The sequence below is a fragment of the Ramlibacter sp. genome (assembly GCF_035554825.1).
Lineage (GTDB): Bacteria > Pseudomonadota > Gammaproteobacteria > Burkholderiales > Burkholderiaceae_C > Ramlibacter.
Window position 1 is genome coordinate 26,435 of the sequence record NZ_DATMHS010000171.1, and the last position, 17,816, is coordinate 44,250.

18 protein-coding genes are annotated in these 17,816 nt (G+C 67.9%); 12 read left to right on the plus strand and 6 right to left on the minus strand.

Annotated features, from left to right (window positions below):
- The first annotated feature begins 4 nt into the window (after nt 1–4).
- The 3 genes from VNT59_RS20610 to VNT59_RS20620 all read left to right on the plus strand — a co-directional run bounded on the left by VNT59_RS20610 (nt 5) and on the right by VNT59_RS20620 (nt 2,585).
- Entirely contained in the window at nt 5–832 is an 828-nt protein-coding gene (locus VNT59_RS20610; protein ID WP_325501628.1) for a proteasome-type protease, read from the plus strand.
- Between the two features lie 55 nt (nt 833–887).
- A complete protein-coding gene (locus VNT59_RS20615) occupies nt 888–1,688 on the plus strand; it encodes an alpha/beta hydrolase (protein WP_325501630.1) in 801 nt (266 codons plus the stop codon).
- 123 nt (nt 1,689–1,811) lie between these two features.
- Nucleotides 1,812–2,585: an alpha/beta hydrolase gene (locus tag VNT59_RS20620; RefSeq protein WP_325501632.1), complete on the plus strand. Its 774-nt coding sequence runs from the start codon at nt 1,812–1,814 to the stop codon at nt 2,583–2,585.
- Here VNT59_RS20620 and VNT59_RS20625 read toward each other — a convergent pair whose 3' ends face one another.
- A complete protein-coding gene (locus VNT59_RS20625) occupies nt 2,586–3,410 on the minus strand; it encodes an undecaprenyl-diphosphate phosphatase (RefSeq protein ID WP_325501634.1) in 825 nt (274 codons plus the stop codon).
- A 208-nt stretch (nt 3,411–3,618) separates the two neighbouring features.
- Here VNT59_RS20625 and VNT59_RS20630 point away from each other — a divergent pair, with 208 nt between their 5' ends.
- The gene (locus tag VNT59_RS20630) at nt 3,619–3,825 is read left to right on the plus strand and encodes a CsbD family protein (RefSeq protein WP_325501636.1); all 207 of its coding nucleotides are present in this window, start codon (nt 3,619–3,621) and stop codon (nt 3,823–3,825) included.
- A 3-nt stretch (nt 3,826–3,828) separates the two neighbouring features.
- Here VNT59_RS20630 and VNT59_RS20635 read toward each other — a convergent pair whose 3' ends face one another.
- From VNT59_RS20635 to VNT59_RS20650, 4 genes are all read right to left on the minus strand, one after another.
- Entirely contained in the window at nt 3,829–5,229 is a 1,401-nt protein-coding gene (locus tag VNT59_RS20635) for an MBL fold metallo-hydrolase (protein ID WP_325501638.1), read from the minus strand.
- A 119-nt stretch (nt 5,230–5,348) separates the two neighbouring features.
- The gene (locus VNT59_RS20640; protein WP_325501639.1) at nt 5,349–6,581 is read right to left on the minus strand and encodes an ABC transporter permease; all 1,233 of its coding nucleotides are present in this window, start codon (nt 6,579–6,581) and stop codon (nt 5,349–5,351) included.
- Nucleotides 6,578–7,276 (minus strand): ABC transporter ATP-binding protein, encoded by a 699-nt coding sequence (locus VNT59_RS20645; RefSeq protein ID WP_325501641.1) that lies wholly within the window; start codon nt 7,274–7,276, stop codon nt 6,578–6,580. The genes VNT59_RS20640 and VNT59_RS20645 overlap by 4 nt, the downstream gene beginning before the upstream one ends.
- A 10-nt stretch (nt 7,277–7,286) precedes the next feature.
- Entirely contained in the window at nt 7,287–9,014 is a 1,728-nt protein-coding gene (locus tag VNT59_RS20650) for an efflux RND transporter periplasmic adaptor subunit (RefSeq protein ID WP_325501643.1), read from the minus strand.
- Between the two features lie 175 nt (nt 9,015–9,189).
- Here VNT59_RS20650 and VNT59_RS20655 point away from each other — a divergent pair, with 175 nt between their 5' ends.
- From VNT59_RS20655 to VNT59_RS20675, 5 genes are all read left to right on the plus strand, one after another.
- Nucleotides 9,190–10,146, plus strand: a complete 957-nt coding sequence (locus VNT59_RS20655; RefSeq protein WP_325501645.1) for a DUF6622 family protein — start codon at nt 9,190–9,192, stop codon at nt 10,144–10,146.
- A gap of 131 nt (nt 10,147–10,277) precedes the next feature.
- Entirely contained in the window at nt 10,278–10,571 is a 294-nt protein-coding gene (locus VNT59_RS20660) for a 2TM domain-containing protein (RefSeq protein ID WP_325501647.1), read from the plus strand.
- Entirely contained in the window at nt 10,568–11,647 is a 1,080-nt protein-coding gene (locus tag VNT59_RS20665; RefSeq protein ID WP_325501649.1) for a sensor histidine kinase, read from the plus strand. Before VNT59_RS20660 ends, VNT59_RS20665 begins: the two co-directional genes overlap by 4 nt.
- The gene (locus VNT59_RS20670; protein WP_325501651.1) at nt 11,644–12,444 is read left to right on the plus strand and encodes a LytTR family DNA-binding domain-containing protein; all 801 of its coding nucleotides are present in this window, start codon (nt 11,644–11,646) and stop codon (nt 12,442–12,444) included. The genes VNT59_RS20665 and VNT59_RS20670 overlap by 4 nt, the downstream gene beginning before the upstream one ends.
- 105 nt (nt 12,445–12,549) lie before the next feature.
- On the plus strand, nt 12,550–12,837 hold the full coding sequence (locus tag VNT59_RS20675; protein WP_325501653.1) for a 2TM domain-containing protein: 288 nt from the start codon (nt 12,550–12,552) through the stop codon (nt 12,835–12,837).
- Nucleotides 12,838–13,153: 316 nt separating this feature from the next.
- Here the strand turns inward: VNT59_RS20675 and VNT59_RS20680 are convergent, their stop codons facing one another.
- Nucleotides 13,154–13,507, minus strand: a complete 354-nt coding sequence (locus VNT59_RS20680) for a hypothetical protein (RefSeq protein WP_325501655.1) — start codon at nt 13,505–13,507, stop codon at nt 13,154–13,156.
- Nucleotides 13,508–13,663: 156 nt separating this feature from the next.
- Between VNT59_RS20680 and VNT59_RS20685 the strand changes: the two genes are divergently transcribed.
- The 3 genes from VNT59_RS20685 to VNT59_RS20695 form a co-directional block, all read left to right on the plus strand.
- Nucleotides 13,664–15,448 (plus strand): glutamine--tRNA ligase/YqeY domain fusion protein, encoded by a 1,785-nt coding sequence (locus tag VNT59_RS20685; protein ID WP_325501657.1) that lies wholly within the window; start codon nt 13,664–13,666, stop codon nt 15,446–15,448.
- Between the two features lie 13 nt (nt 15,449–15,461).
- On the plus strand, nt 15,462–17,456 hold the full coding sequence (locus tag VNT59_RS20690; RefSeq protein ID WP_325501659.1) for a DEAD/DEAH box helicase: 1,995 nt from the start codon (nt 15,462–15,464) through the stop codon (nt 17,454–17,456).
- 135 nt (nt 17,457–17,591) lie between these two features.
- Nucleotides 17,592–17,816: hypothetical protein (locus VNT59_RS20695; RefSeq protein ID WP_325501661.1), on the plus strand; the 225-nt coding region annotated here is incomplete at its 3' end.

The following is a 17,816-nucleotide window of genomic DNA, read 5'->3' on the forward strand; positions in this document are numbered from 1 at the left end:
CCCCATGACCTACTGCGTCGGCATCAAGCTCAACGCGGGGCTGGTGTTCCTCAGCGACTCGCGCACCGACGCGGGCGTGGACAACATCAGCACCTTCCGCAAGATGATCGTGTACGAGCGGCCCGGCGACCGCTTCATGGTGCTGCTGTCCGCCGGCAACCTCAGCATCGCGCAGTCGGTGCGCGAGATCCTGCAGGTGGAGCAGCTGCAGGAGCGCCCCGACGCCGAGGCCGTGACGATCTGGAATGCCAAGAGCATGTTCGACGCGGCCCGGGTCCTGGGCAACGCGGTGCGCCACGTGTACGAGCGCGATGCCGAGGCGCTGCAGCACTCGGGCGTCGAGTTCAACGTCGGCCTCGTCTTCGGCGGCCAGATCCGCGGCGAAGGCATGCGCCTGTTCCAGGTCTATTCGGCCGGCAACTTCATCGAAGCGACGCCGGAGACGCCCTACTTCCAGGTCGGCGAGTTCAAGTACGGCAAGCCGGTGCTCGACCGGGTGATCACGCCCGACACGCCGCTGGACGAAGCCGCCAAGTGCGCGCTGGTGTCGATGGACTCGACGATGAAGTCCAACCTGTCGGTCGGGCCGCCGCTGGATCTCGTCGTCTACGAGGCCAACCGCTTCGAGACCGACAAGATCGTCTCCATCGACATGCAGAACCCGTACTACCGCATGCTGCACAGCAGCTGGGGCCAGAAGCTGCGCGAGGTGTTCGATAGCCTGGAGGATCCGGTCTGGGACGAGGCCCACACCGAAGTGCCGCTCAAGGTCCCGGCGAGCCGCAGCAAGCCGCTCAAGAAGATCACCCGGCCGGACGAGCGCCTGATCTGACCCCGCCCGCGGAAGGCGGCGGTGACAACGCGCCGGCCAGCGCGACAATACGCGCATGTCGCTGATCGTCTTCTCGCACGCCAACAGCTTTCCCGCCTCGACGTACGCGGTGCTGTTCAGGCACCTGCGGGCCCGCGGCTTCACCGTGCGCGCCGTCGACAAGTTCGGGCACGACCCCAGGTACCCGGTCACCAACAACTGGGACCACCTGGTGCAGCAACTGCACGACTTCGCCGCACGCGAAGTCGACAAGCACGGTTCGCCGGCGTTCCTGGTCGGCCACTCGCTGGGCGGCTTCCTCAGCATCATGTGCGCGGCGCGCCATCCCAAGCTGGCGCGGGCGGTGCTGCTGCTCGATTCGCCCTTGCTCGGCGGCTGGAAGGCCACCGCGTTCGGCGCCATCAAGCGCACGCCCCTGGCCGGCTCGATCACGCCCGGACGGGTGAGCCGGCGCCGCAAGAACCGCTGGCCGTCGGTGGAGGCCGCCTTCGAGCATTTCCGCCACAAGAAGGCGTTCGCCCACTGGGACCAGCAGGTGCTGCAGGATTACGCGAGCCACGGCACGCACGAGGAAGACGGCGAGCGCGTCCTCAGCTTCGACCGCGACGTGGAGACGATGATCTACAACACGCTGCCGGACAACCTCGAAGGGCTGCTGCGGCGGCACCCGCTGCGCTGCCCGGTGGCGTTCATCGGCGGCCTGCAGTCGGAAGAGAATCGCCAGGTGGGACTGGCGATGACCCAGCAGGTCACGCGCGGGCGCATGGCGATGCTCGATGGCAGCCACCTCTATCCGATGGAAAAGCCGCTGGCCACGGCGGCGGCGATCGAGGCGACGCTGCGTTCGCTCGCCTGACGGCGCGCGGCCTGCGTGGTTCTACTGACGGCCGCGAACGGCAGCGCGGCTGGGCAGCGTCCTACAGGCCGATGCCCGCCGCGCCCACAGCGCCGGGCCGCGCCTGCCTGCACATTGGCTGCCATGCCTATCGCCACCGCGTTGCGTTCGACCTTCCCCGCCCCGCCGCTCTCGCTGCTGGCCGTCGAGCCCCTGCGGGCGCTCTTCGACGGCTTCGCCTGCCACGTCCGCGAACCGCTGCCGGTGGGTGACGGCCACCCGGTGATCGTCTATCCGGGCCTCGGCGCGGGCGCCTTGACAACCTCCTCCCTGCGCACCTTCCTGAAGGACTGCGGCTTCACGGCGCTGGACTGGGAAGGCGGCATCAACACCGGCCCGGTCGGCCGGCTGCACGACTGGCTGGTGCCGCTCGCGCAGCGGCTGCTGCAGGTGCACCAGGCGCACGGGCGTCAGGTCAGCCTGGTCGGCTGGAGCCTGGGCGGGCTCTATGCCCGGGAGCTGGCCAAGGCCTGCCCGCGGGCGGTGCGGCAGGTGGTCACCCTGGCGACCCCGTCGCAGTCGCTGGGCAGCGGCAACCATGCGAGCGGCCTGTTCCGGCTGCTCCATCCGGACGGCACCCACCTGACGCCGCAGCTGCAGGCGCGGCTCGCGCAGCGGCCGCCGGTGCCCACGACGTCGATCTACAGCCGCAGCGACGGGATTGTCTCGTGGCGCGGCTGCGTCGAGCAGCGCAGCGCCAATTCGGAAAGCATCGAGGTCTCGGCCAGCCACCTGGGCATGGTCTCGCATCCGCACGTGCAGCGCATCCTGGCCCTGCGGCTGGCGCAACCCGAAGGCCGGTGGCGGCCGCTGGGGCGCGCCGAGCGCCTGCGCGCGACGGCTGCCGGCCGGCGCTGATCACTCGGCCCAGGTCACCCAGCCGGTGAACCAGGTCGCCAGCACGATCAGCCCGAACACGATCCGGTACCACGCGAAGGGCGTGAAGCTGTGGGTGGAGATGTAGCGCAGCAGCCAGCGCACGCACAGCCACGCGCTGACGAAGGAAAAGAACAGCCCGACCAGGAACAGCGGCAGGTCCGCCATCGACAGCAGCGCGCGCTCCTTGTACAGGCTGTACGCGCCGGCGCCGATCAGCGTGGGGATCGCCAGGTAGAAGGAAAAGTCGGTCGCGGCCTGGCGCGACAGGCCCAGCAACATGCCGCCGATGATCGTCGCGCCGCTGCGACTGGTGCCGGGAATCATCGCGAAGCACTGCACCAGCCCCACCTTCAGCGCGTCCTGCCACGTCATCGCGTCCACGTCGTGGATGCGCACCGTCTCGCGCGGCCGCCGCTCGGCCCAGATGATGATGAATGCGCCGATGATGAAGGTGCTGGCCACCACCGCCGGCGTGAACAGGTGGGCCTTGATGGCCTTGCCGAACAGCAGTCCCAGCACCACGGCGGGCAGGAACGCGATCAGCACGTTCAGGGCGAAGCGCTGGGCCTGCCGCTGCGTCGGCAGCGCGACCAGCGTGGCGCGGATCTTGGCCCAGTAGACGATGATCACGGCCAGGATGGCGCCGGTCTGGATCGCGATGTCGAACACCTTGGCCTTCTCGTCGTCGAAGCCCAGCAAGGAGCCGGCCAGGATCAGGTGGCCGGTGCTCGAGATCGGAAGGAACTCGGTCAGCCCCTCGACGACGCCCATGACGGCGGCCTTCACCAGCAGTACGAGATCCACACACGCTCCTTGAAAGAGGCTGGATTATCGCTGGGCTCCCCTGACCGGGCCCTGGCCCGGCCGGGCCATCCGCCGCCTCGCAACACGTCGCGCGCCGCCGCGTAGGACGCAGCCCACGCCGCGATGCGCGCTTGGGGGCTTGGCTCAGTTGGCGATGGCGCTACCTTGGGTGCATGGGAATTTCTCCCGCACCACAGGAGTCAGCGTCATGAACAAGCAGCAGGTCAAGGGCCTGGCCAACCAGGCCACCGGCAAGGTGAAAAAGGAAGTCGGCAAGATGACCGGCGACAGCTCGCTGCGCGCGCGCGGCGAGGCCCGCGACGTCAAGGGCAAGGTCCAGGAAAAGGTCGGCAACATGAAGGAAGCGCAGCGCGACGACCGCGACCTGGACAAGGGCCACCTCGACAAGCACTGACCCTCAGGCGGGCGCCTCTTCCAGGGGATAGCCCGCGCGCTTCCACGCCTGCATGCTGCCGGGCATCGTCGCCACGTCGGCGAGGCCGGCGCGCTGCAGCACGCTGGCGCCGATCGAGGCCCGATAGCCGGTGTCGCAGTACACGACGACCGGCTTGCCGTGCGGGAGCTCCCCGGCCCGCGCCGGCAGCTCCGGCAGGTAGACGTGGCGCGCGCCCGGCAGCCGGCCCGCCTCCCATTCGGACGGTGCGCGCACGTCCAGCAGGGTGAAGGCGCCGGGCCGGTCGTGGATCTGCGCGGCCGTCACCTGCTTCGTGGTGGCCAGCCCGAACCCCGCGTTGTCCCACCGGCCCATGCCGCCCACCAGATAGCCGGCGAAGCGCGTGAAGCCGGTGCGCAGCAGCAGCGCGACCACTTCGCCCAGCGCGCCGTCGCTCTCCAGCACCAGCAGCAGCGGCTGCCCGGCGTCCAGCATCCAGCCGGCCCAGATCGGCAGCTGCGCCGACCCGCCGATGTTCAGCGCCCCCTCGATGTGGCCGCCGCCGAACGCCAGCATGTGCCGCGTGTCCAGCACGATCGCGTCGCCCTGCCGCAGGCGCGCCTGGAACGCCTGCGGCGGCAGGGGCGGCACCACCGGCAGCCCGCCCAGCACCGGCGGCCCCTGGGTGTTGCTCTCCTTCAGGCGCGGATAGTACGAAGGCTTGGGCGGCAGCTGGCCGAGGGCCAGCCGGCTGAACGCCGCCTCGTCGCGGCATTGCAGGTAGGGATTGAAGCGCCGCTCGTAGCCGACGGTGCTGGCTAGGCGGTCGCCGATCGAGGCCCCGCAGGGCGAGCCGTGGGCATGGGTGGGATGGACGATCACGCCGTCGTCCAGCCGCAGGAAGAAGTCGTGGAGCGTGCGGTACTGGGTGGCCGTGAGTTCGCGCGCCCGCTCGGGGCCGAGCAGGTCGGTGCGGCCGGCGGCGTTGATCAACAGCGATCCGCCCGAGAACACCGCGTACGGCGACTGCTCCTTGCCGGACTCGGCCACCAGAAAAGCCATGTGCTCGGGCGTGTGGCCCGGCGTGTGGCGCGCGGTCAGCACCGTGGCGCCGAATTCGAGGCGGTCGCCGTCGCGCAGCGGCTCGTGCGGGTAGCCGTACGGCGCCGCGTCCACCGCGCTGCTGCAGACCTTTGCGTTGCCGACACGCGCCGCCAGTTCCAGGGCGCCGCTCAGGAAGTCCTCGTGCACGTGGGTCTGCAGGATGTGCGTGATGGCAACCTGGTGCCGCCGCGCGAGCTGCAGGTACACCTCGACATCGGCGCGCGGATCGATGACGGCCGCGATGCCTCGGGAATCGTCGCCGATCAGGTAGCTCAGGTCCCCGAGCCCTTCGGTGACCACGCGTTCGAACACGAGCGCCATGCCGCAGCTCCGGTGGATGTGGAGCGCGCCGGTATACCAGAGGCGCCGCGCCCGCGGGGCCCGCTGTTGCAAGAGATGTCGCGCCCGGCAGGCGCCGGCGGCAAGCCGGCAGACCGCGATCACTCGTAGCGCAAGGCCTGGATCGGCAGCAGCTTCGAGGCGCGGCGTGCCGGATAGAAGCCGAAGAACACGCCGACGAAGGCCGAGAAGCCGGCCGCCAGTCCGATCGCGCCGGCGCTGATGCTGACCTGCCAGCCGGCGAAGGCGCCCACCGCCCAGGTCGCGGCCGCTCCGAACACCACCCCGATCGCGCCGCCAATCAGGCTGAGCGTGATGGCCTCGATCAGGAACTGGGCGAGGATGTCGCGCCCGCGCGCGCCAACGGCCATGCGCAGGCCGATCTCGCGGGTGCGCTCGGTCACGCTCACCAGCATGATGTTCATGATGCCGATCCCGCCCACACCCAAGCTGATCCCGGCCACCGCGGCGAGCAGCATGGTCATCACCCGGCTGGAAGCCTCCTGCGCCTGCAGGATCTCGGTCAGGTTGCGGATCGAGAACGGATCGTCGGCGCCGGGCTGCACCTTGAAGCGCTGGCGCAGCAGCTCCTTGATGCCCTCCTCCGCGTCCTTCATGCTCTGCCCCTCGCGCACCTTGACGCTGATCGAGCCGATGCGTTTGAGCTTGCCCGCCGTGCCGCCCTGGATCCGGTTGCGATAGGTGCTGATCGGCACGATCACGATGTCGTCCTGGTCCTGGCCCATCGAGTTCTGGCCCTTCTTTTCCAGCACGCCGACGATCGTCACCGGCACCTTCTTGACGCGGATCACCTGGTCCAGCGGGTCGGCGTCGCCGAACAGCTGCTGGGCGACGGTCTGGCCGACGATCGCCACCTTGGCCGAACCTTGCAGCTCCGCGGCCTCGAACAGCCGGCCGTCGGCCAGCGGCCACTCGCGCGCCTCGAGGTAGTCGTTGGTCGTGCCGAAGATCGACGTGCCCCAGTTGGTGTTGCCGACCACCACCTGCGCGCCGGTGCGCAGGTTCGGCGCCGCCACCTGGACTTCGGGGATCTCGCGGGCGATCGCCGCCGCGTCGTCCTCGGTCAGCATCTGCCCGGTCTGCGCGCCCAGGCGCACGCCGCCGGCCGTGACCCCGCCCGGCAGCACCAGCATGATGTTGGAGCCCAGGCCCTTCATCTGCTCCTGCACGCGCGAAGTGGCGCCGCGGCCGACCGCGATCATCGTGATGACCGCGGCCACGCCGATGATGATGCCCAGCATGGTCAGCACGCTGCGCAGCTTGTTGGCGGCCAGCGCTCGCAACGCGGAGCGCAGGGCGGCGAGCGTGTTCATGCGGCGGCCCCCTGGCGGGCGCCGCTGTCCTCGACGATAGCGCCGTCGCGGAACACGATCTTGCGCCGGGCCCACTGCGCGATGTCGTGCTCGTGGGTCACGATCACCACCGTCATGCCCTGGTCGTTCAGCGCCGTCAGCAGCCGCATGATGTCCTCGGAGGTCTGCGTGTCCAGCGCGCCGGTCGGCTCGTCGGCCAGGATCAGCTGCGGATCGTTGACCAGCGCCCGGGCGATCGCGACGCGCTGCTGCTGTCCGCCGGACAGCTCCGAGGGCGTGTGGTTGCTGCGCTCGCCGAGCCCGACCCGGCGCAGCGCGGCCAGCGCGCGCTCCCGCCGGGCCGCGGCCTTCACGCCCGAATAGATCATCGGCAGTTCGACGTTCTCCACGGCGCTGGTGCGCGGCAGCAGGTTGAACTGCTGGAACACGAAGCCGATGCGCCGGTTGCGAATCGCCGCCAGCTGGTTCTGGCCCATGCCTTCCACCGCCTCGCCCGCGAGGTGGTAGGTGCCGCCGGTGGGCAGGTCCAGGCAGCCCAGGATATTCATCAGCGTCGACTTGCCGGAGCCCGACGAGCCCATGATCGCCACGAACTCGCCGGCCGCGACGTCGACCGACACGCCGCGCAAGGCGTGCACCGTCTGGTCGCCCATGACGTAGACCTTGGTGAGGTCGCGCGCTTCGATGAGGGCCATGGGCCGGCGCTCAGAACGGCATCCGCGGACCCGAAGGCGCGCGCGCCGGCGCCGCGGCGCCCGGCGCGGTGACGCCGGTGATCACGGCGGCGCCTTCCTTGAGGTCGGCCGCGTCGGGCGCGTTCGGCGCCACGATCAGCTCGGTGCTGGTGCCGTCGGTGATGCCCAGGCGCACGTTGAAGGCGCGCGGCCGGTTGTCCTCGCCCAGCAGGTAGAGGCGGCCCCGGGTCACCGTGCGGCCCGCGCTCTCGGCCAGGATCGCCGCATACGGCGGCTTCTGTTCGGGCGTGAGCAGGCCGCCGATGCGCGCGCGCACCTCGGCCGAGATGCGCTCGCGCGCCTTGGCCCGCTCTTCGGCCGGCAGCTCGCGCAGTTGCATGAACTTCGGCCGCACGTCGGCGTAGATCGCATCGACCTGCTCCAGCTGCGACGGCGTGAGCTTCAACTCGGCCTGCAGGCGCGCGCGGAATTCGGCCGCCGGGTTGCCCGGAGCGCGCGCCGCAGGGTCCGACTGCGCTTGCTTCGGTCGAGGCTCGGACTGCGGTGGCCCGCCCGCTGCCGGCTGCGCGACCGCCTGCGGCATCCAGTGCCAGCCGCCGGCGTCCCCGGTGGCCGGGCCCGAGGCCGGCGGCGCGGCCGGCGCGCCCTTGCCGGCGGCCGGCCCGGAAGCGCCAGCGGCGGCCGGCTCCACGCCGGCGATCCGCACCCGCAGCGCGGCGTTCGGTACCTTCAGCACGCTCTCGCGCGCGTCGGTCACGACCCGCACGTTCGCGGTCATGCCGGGCAGGAGCCGGCCGGCCGTGTTCGCGAAGCCGATCACCGCGACGTAGGTCACGACGTTGGCGACGTTCTGCGCGGCCTTGCGCACCTGGCGCACCTCGCCGTCGAAGGTCTGGCCGGGGAACGCGTCGACCGTGAAGGTCGCGCGCTGGCCGCTGCGGATGCGGCCGACGTCGCTCTCGTCGATGCTGGCGTCCACCTCCATGTCCTGCAGGTTCTGCGCGATCACGAACAGCTCGGGCGCCTGCAGGCTGGCCGCCACGGTCTGGCCGCGCTCGATCGCCCGCTTGATCACGATCCCGTTCACCGGCGAGGTGATGCGGGTCCGGCCCAGGTCCACCCGCGCCTGCGCCAGCGCCGCCTGGCGCTGCCGGACGTTGGCCTGGGCGGTCTTGATCTGCGCCTCGGTCACGCCCTGCTGCGCCTCGGCCGCCTTCACCGCCTCGGTCATCGTGTCGACCAGCGCCCGGGCCTTGTCGGCCTCGCTGCGGGCGATGAACTGCTTGTCCACCAGCATCGCCTTGCGGTCGAAGTCGCGCCTGGCTTCGGTGAGGTCGACCCGGGCCCTGGACACCGCGGCGCGGCCGGCCGCCGCGTTGGCCTGGGCCGTCAGCACCGCCGCCTGCGCCGCTTCGACGTCGGCCTGCGCCTGACGCACCCGGTACTCGAAGGTCTCGGGATCGATCAGCGCGATCAGCTGGCCGGCCTTCACCTCGGCGTTGAAGTCGGCGTACAGCTCCTTGATCTGCCCGGACACCTGGGAGCCCACCACCACCTGCGTCACCGGATTGACCGCGCCCGAGGCCGACACCGTGGCCTGGAGCGGACCGCGTTCGATCCTGCCGGTGCGGTAGCTCGCCTCGGGGGCTCGGCCCTGCCACCACCACCAGCCGCCGCCGGCCGCCGCCGCCAGCACGGCAAGCGCCGCCGCGCCGGCTTTCCACGAGAGCTTGTTCATGTAAGCGATTGTAGGAATGAGCCCTTCCGCATTCATTTCGCCGAGGTAAAGCGGGCCGCGTTTCGCGCCATCGGCCGTGCGCTTCGCTCCCCGATCCGGTCGTTTCGTCTCGGCGCTGCTGCGGCGCCGCCGTTGCGCCGCGACAGTGAGCCGCTCGCCCCATCGGAGCAAATTCATGCAACTCACGCCGCTCATCGCCATCCACATGGCCGCCGCCATCGGCGCCCTCGCCACCGGTCCGGTGGCGCTGTGGGCCCGCCGCACTCCGCAGCGGCCGCGGCTGCACCGCGCCTTCGGTCATGCCTGGGTGACGCTGATGATCGTCACGGCCGCCAGCGCCTTGTTCATCCGCGATCCCGCGTGGCCCCACAGCGCCGGACTCACTCCCGTCCACCTGCTGGTTCCGGTGACGCTGCTGTCGCTGGCCGGAGCCTTCCGCGCACTCGCAAGGCACGACATCGCCCGCCACCGCTGGATCATGCAGCGCCTGTACTTCGGCGCCTGCATCGTCGCCGGGCTGTTCGCCTTGTTGCCATCGCGCTTCCTGGGACACCTGCTGTGGGCCGAGTGGCTGGGGCTGGGCCGGCCCGGCGCCGCGGGCGCCGCCGTCGCCCTCGCGCTGCCGCAGATCGTGGCGCGCACGCCGCTCTGGGTCTGGGCCCTGCTCGTCGCGCTGCTGGTGCTCGGCATCATCCAGCGCCGGCAACGCACCATCACCGCGGCGCGAGCCCTCGCCCTGCCGCTGGGGCTGACCGCGTTCTCGCTGTGGGGCACGCTGTCCGCCTTCGGCGCCTCGCCCCCGGTGCTGCTCGCCTGGACGGCCGCGGCGGGCGCCGCGATCGCCAGCCAGCAGCTGCGCCCGTCGGCGGCCAGGTACCTGGTCGCATCGCGCCGCTTCGTCATTCCCGGCAGCTGGCTGCCGATGCTGCTGATGCTCGGCATCTTCGCGGTCCGCTACGCCGTGGCCGCGAGCCTCGCGATCCGGCCGCAGCTGGGCGCCGACGCCGCCTTCGTGGTGGCGGTGGCCGCGCTGTACGGCGGCTGCAGCGGCATCTTCCTCGGCCGCACCGTGCAGCTGGCGCGGCTTGCCCTGGGCCCGTCCGGCACGGGCGCGCGCGCCCTGGTCTCCTGACCGAGCTGGACCGATCTTGAACGCTGGCCGTCGCCGCGTCGCCGCCAAGATGAGCTGGTGGATTCGCGGTAGCGCCCAGGACCAGCGACACCTTCCTTCCGCCGCACCTGCCACCTAGAATCATCCGCACCATGACCCCGCATCTGTCTTCCGAGGAAATCGAACGCATCGCGCACCGCCGCGCCGGCGCCAAGCTCGGGTGGTACGTGCACGCGCTGGTCTACGTGCTGGTGAACCTGTTCATCTTCGCCATCTCGCGCTACGGCTTCGGCCATCGGCCGTGGTCGGTGTTCCCGCTGCTGGGATGGGGCCTGGGTCTGGCGATGCACGGCGTGGCCGTGTTCATGCTCGGCACCGGCGGCGCGCTGCGCGAACACCTGGTGCAGCGCGAGCGCGAACAGCTGCAGCGGCGCAACGGCTCGTGAGCGCCGTCCATCCGCTCGGCGCCCCCTGGCGGGGCCGCATCGACTGGACCGCCAAGCTGCAGAACTTCCTGCAGGTGATGGCGTTCTGCCTGGCGATCGCGACCATCCAGTCCGCGTTCCAGCCCGAGCAGCCGTACGCCCCCAGCGTGGTCTATTCGATCTGCATCGGCGCCACCGTGTGGGCGGTGATCGATTTCGGGCGCCACCTTCTGCCGTCGGCGGCCGAGACCGGCTGGCCCAAGGGCTTGGCGGCGATCGCGCTGGTGATGGGCGCCAACGTGGCCGGATTCCTGCTCGGCACGTTCATCGCGACCCGGATCGGCGTGCTGTACGGCTGGCTGCCGGCGGGACATGCCGCGCCGGGCGCCGGCCACTGGCGCACCACGATCCTGATCACGGTGCTGGCCGGCATCGTCGCCAGCTTCTACTTCTACGCGCAGACCAGGAGCGCCTATCTGGAGCGCAAGATGGCCGAGGCGCGCCGCCACGCCGACGATGCGCGGCTGAAGCTGCTGGAGACGCAGCTCGAGCCGCACATGCTGTTCAACACGCTGGCCAACCTGCGGGCCCTGATCGGCGCCGATCCGGTGCGCGCCCAGCGCATGCTCGATCACATGATCGGCTACCTGCGTGCCACGCTCGACGCCTCGCGCGCCCCTTCGCATCCGCTGCAGTCCGAGTTCGACCGGCTGCAGGACTACCTGGAGCTGATGCGGATCCGCATGGGTCCGCGCCTGCAGTACGAGCTGCTGCTGCCGCGCGAGCTGGCGCTGCACCGGGTACCGACGCTGCTGCTGCAGCCGCTGGTGGAAAACAGCATCAAGCACGGCCTGGAGCCGAAGGTGGAGGGCGGCCACGTCCTGGTGAGCGCCGAGCGCGACGGCGACCAGCTGGTGCTGCGGGTGCACGACACCGGCCTGGGCCAGGCCGGGACGCCCGCCGGTGGCAAGGGCTTCGGACTGGCGCAGGTGCGGGAACGCCTGGCAACCCTGTACGGCCATGCCGCGGATGCCGAGTTCACCGCCGTGCCCGGCACCGGTGCGACCGCCACGCTGCGGCTGCCGCTGCTCACATGAACCGGCCCACCGCACTCATCGCCGAAGACGAACCGCTGCTGGCGCGGGCCCTGCAGGCGGAACTGGCCCGCGCGTGGCCGGAACTGGCGATCGTGGCGAACGTCGGCGACGGCAGCGCCGCGGCGCAGCAAGCGCTCGCGCTGCGGCCAGACGTGCTGTTCTTCGACGTCCGCATGCCCGGCCAAAGCGGGCTGGACGCCGCCGCGCAGGTGGCCGACGAATGGCCTGCCGACCGCCCGTTTCCAGCGCTGGTGTTCGTCACGGCCTACGACAGCTACGCGGTGCAGGCCTTCGAGGCGCAAGCCGTGGATTACGTGCTCAAGCCGGTGCAGCCGGCGCGGCTGGCCAGGACCGTGGCCAAGGTCAAGGAGGTGCTCGGGCGCCGGCCACCGGCCGCCGCCGGGCTCGAGCCGACGCTGACCCAGCTGCGCAACCTGCTCGGCGCGCTGGACGGCGGCGCGCCCCGGCAAGAGGCGCTCGAGGTCCTGCAGGTGAGCGTAGGTAACAGCATCCGCATGGTGCCGCTGGACGAGGTGCTTTACTTCGAGGCGGCCGACAAGTACGTGCGGGTGCTCACCGCCGCCCATGAATACCTGATCCGCACCCCGCTCAAGGAGCTGGTGCCGCAGCTCGATCCGGGCCGGTTCTGGCAGGTGCATCGGGGCACCGTCGCGCGCGCGAACGCCATCGAGAGCGTCACCCGCGACGAGGCCGGCAAGCTGCACCTGGCGCTGCGCGGCCGGCCGGAACGGCTGCCGGTGAGCCGGCTCTATGCCCACCTGTTCAAGGCGATGTGAGCACCCCACGGGGCGGCGCGTGGCGGCTCAGCCACTGTCAGCGGCGAGGTTTTCGCCAGCGGCCGCGCCGCGGCCTACAATGAATGCGTACCTGCAGGTTCCGGCATGCGACCACTGAGCCCCGAAGATCTCGAACGCCTCGCGCACAAGCGCGCCGGCGCCAAACTCGGCTGGTACCTGCACGCCGCCATCTACCTGGTGGTCAACCTCTTCCTCACCGTCCTCGCCTTCGTCTTCGGCTACACCTGGACGATCTACCCCGTGCTCGGCTGGGGCCTCGGCCTGGCCTTCCACGGCATCGCCGTCTTCTTCCTGGGCGCCGGCGCCGGCGTGCGCGAACGGCTGGTCCGCCGCGAGCGCGAGCGCTTGCAGCGGCAGCTCGAAGGCTCCTGACCCGGCCGCTGCGCGGCCAACACCGACCACCGTTCAAGGGCTTCCAGCCACGCGGCCTCGTCCGGCAGATGGTGTGGGCCTTGTCCTACAGCGATGTTGGGAAGGAGGAGGTGTACTACAAGCCAATCACCCCGACTCCTCTGAGTCCCCTCCTCCTCCGGGGTGAGCTGGTCCGGCCCTCCGTCCCGCGACTAGCATGTTGCCCCCAGGCCGAAAGCCTGGGGGCCTTTTTTTGTCCGCGCAAAAAAAGGCCCCCGTCGCTTGCGCGAGGGGGGCCAGCCTGGAGAAAACTCCGTGCGCTGCGAAAACCCGTGGCTTAGCGCCAGCCTTCGTGCCGGCCGTGGCCACCGTGCCGGTGATGGCGCGGGCCGCCGTAGTAGACCGGCGCGGCATAGCTGTAGCCGTACACCGGGCGCGCGTAGTAGACCGGCGCCGGCCGCACGTACACCGGGGCGGGCTCGTAGTACACGGGCGCCGGCTGGACGTACGTGACGGGCGGGTAGTAGACCGGCGGCGCATTGGAGACGCCGACGGCGACGCCGGGCGCCACGTTGGCGCCGATCGAGAAATAAACGTTGTCGCGGGCCTGGGCGACGGTGGCCGAGCCGGCGGCCGCGAGTGCCAGCGCGGCGACGGCAGCGGCCTTGGCAGAAACGGAACTGAACTTCATGGACATCTCCTGTTGGTGTGGGGGCGTGGACCCCATGCGTTTATTAAACGCACCTGACTTGCGTCCCAATACCGCTTGCACAGTCAAACCCGTTGCCACACGTAACGGCCGTGATGGAAGTCACGCCCCGCGCGCGGCACCTAAAATCGACCGGATATGACCGTGCCAGCCGAAAAAGAACTCCCGAAGCCAAGCAACTTCCTGCGCCAGGTGATCGAGCGCGACCTGGAGCAAGGCACCTACGCGCAACGCCGCTGGGGCGGCACGCCCGGCGACGCGGCCCATCACCAGGCCGGCGCGCCCGATCCCGCGAAGATCCGCACCCGCTTTCCGCCCGAGCCGAACGGCTACCTGCACGTGGGCCACGCCAAGAGCATCTGCCTGAACTTCGGGCTGGCGCGCGACTACGGCGGCGTGTGCCACATGCGCTTCGACGACACCAACCCCGAGAAGGAAGACGTCGAGTACGTCAACTCGATCCTGGATGCGGTGCAGTGGCTCGGCTTCTCGTGGGACGCCAACGGCTCCAGCCACCTGTACCAGGCCAGCGACTACTTCGACTTCATGTACCGCGCGGCCGAGTACCTGATCGAAGCGGGGCTGGCCTATGTCGACGAGCAGAGCGCCGAGGAGATGCGCGTGAACCGCGGCGACTTCGGCAAGCCCGGCGTCGACAGCCCCTTCCGCAGCCGCTCGATCGAGGAGAACCTGCAGCGCTTTCGCGACATGCGCGACGGCAAGCTGGCCGACGGCGCCGCCGTGCTGCGGGCCAGGATCGACATGGCCAGTCCCAACATCAACATGCGGGACCCGGCCCTGTACCGCATCCGCCGCGCCGAGCACCACAACACCGGCGACAAGTGGTGCATCTACCCGATGTACACCTATGCGCACCCGATCGAGGACGCGCTGGAGAACATCACCCACAGCCTGTGCACGCTGGAATTCGAGGACCAGCGGCCGTTCTACGACTGGCTGCTGGACCGGCTGGGCGAAGGCGGGCTGACCAACCAGCCGCATCCGCGCCAGTACGAGTTCGCGCGGCTGAACCTCACCTACGTGATCACCAGCAAGCGCAAGCTCAAGCAGTTGGTGGACGAGAAGCACGTGAGCGGCTGGGACGACCCGCGCATGCCCACCATCGTCGGCATGCGCCGGCGCGGCTACACGCCCGAGAGCATCCAGCTGTTCGCCGAACGCATCGGCGTCACCAAGAGCGACAGCTGGATCGACTATTCGACGCTGGACCAGGCGCTGCGCGACGACCTCGACCCGAAGGCGGCGCGCGCGATGGCCGTGCTGGACCCGGTCAAGCTGGTGATCACCAACTGGGGCGAGGTGATGGGCGGCGAGGACGTGCTGGACGCGTGCTCGGCGCCCGTGCATCCGCACCTGCCGGAACTGGGACGGCGCGAATTCAACTTCGGCGCCGAGCTGTGGATCGAGCGCACCGACTACGAGGAAGCGCCGCCCAAGGGCTACAACCGCCTCTACCCCGGCAACAAGGTGCGCCTGAAATACGGCCACGTGGTGACTTGCACCGGCGCCACGCGCGACGCGAAGGGCAACGTCACCGTGGTCCACGCCGAGCTGGTGCCCGACACCAAGAGCGGCACGCCGGGCAGCGACAAGGTGAAGGTCAAGGGCGTCATCACCTGGGTCGCCGCCGCCGACGCGCTGAAAGCGGAGGTGCGCCTGTACGACCGCCTGTTCGCCGTGCCGCAGCCGGATACGGGCGACAAGGATTTCCTGGAAGAACTGAATCCGGACTCGCTGAAGGTGGTGACGGCGTATGTCGAGCCCTCACTGGCGACGGCGAAGGGCGACGACAAGTTCCAGTTCGAGCGGCACGGCTACTTCGTGGCGGATCGGGTCGATCACCGCGAGGGGAAACCCGTGTTCAATCGGGTGGCGGGGATGAAGGATTCTTGGGGCAAATAGTAGAGGCGTTCCCATGCTTGACATCGTTTACGGCAAGAAAACAAATCCGCAAGCCGTCGAGAGCCTCGTCGCGGCAATTAAGCAGCAGGACTGGGATGGCAGCCTCTACGTCGGATATCCGGTTTTCGGCGGCGATGACGCTTCAGCCTCCATTACGGATGCGCTTCTCGTTTGTCGAGAACATGGCTTGGTAATTTTTGACATGGCGCTGGAAGCGCTCGAGTTGGCCAGCACCGGGGAAGTCGAGGCTGCCGTGAGGCAGCGTCACAAGGAACTTCGCCGAAAAGTGAACGCACGACTCGTCGCCTATGAAGAGCTAATCGATGACGACACGATGGCTCTCGCGTTCAAAGTCGAAGTCATCACGTTGGCCCCCGCAGAATACAAGGACGAAGGTGTTGCTGGCGTTATCTCCGCCGATAACTTAGTAGCGTTTCTGTCAGAGTTGCCGCCGCTCAAACAACGTTACATTCCACCCCTCAACGCTGCAATTCAGAAGACCGCCGCCCTGCGGCCGAAGAAAAAGCGGCTAGGTGTTCGAAAGTCCAACTCAATGGGCGCGAACATTAAATACCTGGAGGGGCAGATCGCAAACCTAGACAGATGGCAGCGTAACGCCGCGATTGAATCCCCAGAAGGACCTCAGCGGATCCGCGGACTAGCCGGGAGCGGCAAGACAATCATCTTGGCGATGAAAGCAGCTTACCTCCACGCCAATGACCCCGAAGCAGAGATCGTGGTGACGTTTAATACGCGCTCTCTCTACCAGCAGTTCAAAGGACTTATCCGCCGGTTCTACTTTGAGCACATGTCTGACGAGCCAGATTGGGATCGCCTACATATCCTGCATGCTTGGGGCAGCCCCTCTGAGGCCGGCTTCTATTCGGTAGCTGCAACGGACAATGGCTACTCACCGACTCCCTTCGGAACAGCGCGCTACAAGTATGGTTACAGCGCGGCATTTTCCGGCGTTTGCGCGGAACTCTGCTCCTCCAAAATCGCGCTGAAACAAAGGTGGGATTATGTGCTAATTGATGAGGCACAAGACTTTCCCGAGTCGTTCTTCAGACTCGTCTACCTCGTAACCAAGAACCCACATCGAATCGTATGGGCGTACGATGAGCTTCAGAATCTTGGCGATTCGTCAATGCCCCCTATCGATGAGCTTTTCGGCAAAGACGTCGATGGCCAGCCGCTGGTTCAAATCAACAATGTAGAAGGTCAGCCAAAGCAAGATATCTTGCTACCAATTTGCTACCGAAATCCTTCTTGGCTATTGACACTTGCACTCGGAGTCGGATTGGGCACTAAGCGTGCTAACGGCACCCCTGTCCAGATGTTTCCAGATCCAGACTTCTGGCGCGAAATAGGCTACGAGGCAACTGCAGGCAAACTTGAGCTCGGCAAGAGCGTCAGCTTACAGCGACGGCCTGATAGAAGTGCACCGTTTTTTGAGGATGTACTGTCTCCCGAGAGTTCCGTTCGGAGCAAACGCTTTGAGTCCGCAACAGAGCAAGCGGAGTGGATAGCAAAAGATATTCAGAGAATTCTAAATAATGAGGAACTTGATCACAGCGACATTCTTGTGGTGATTCCCAACTCGTTGGACGCGCCCAAGATCGCCCAGACGATTAGCACAGAATTAGCCGAGTTCGGCATTCGCAGTCACCTCATTGGAGTGACCTCGAGTAGAGATGCCGTCTTCATTGAAGGCTCGATCGCCATGAGCGGAATTTATCGTGCAAAGGGGAACGAGGCTCCCTTGGTGTACGTGGCTCACGCTGAGTACGGATTTGACGGCTACGACGTCGCGCGCCGACGCAATGTACTTTTCACCGCAATGACACGCGCGAAGGCGTGGGTGAGAGTCTGCGGCGTGGGCACGACCATGGACGGTCTGATCAACGAAATCCGCGGCATCGCATCTGATAACTATCAGCTATGCTTCACTTATCCGACGTCACCAGAAAATTCAGAAGATGCGTGCCGCCTACAAAGAACGAACTAAACGTGTAAGAAAGGTGGTCAGCCAAGAAGTCAAACAAATGAAGCGTCTACTCCAGCGGATTAAGGCAGGCGAAATAAATGTCGACGATCTTCCCACAGACGTTCAAGAACTCCTTGATTCCCTGAAGTCATAATCGTGAAAGCCACTCCGCGCGATATTGATCACGCGCTAAGGCAAGCTCGCCAGATAATCCAAACGCTCGGACTTTTGTTGGATGCCAATGAGAACGCGACGGAGCGGGTCGAGGAACGCGTTGTCCGAGTGACTTGGGCCACTGCATCTGTGCGCCCCGATTTAAGTAGTTTTGTTGATTCCAATATTGAGGAGTACCTCACATTTGTACGCGGGCGACATTATTCC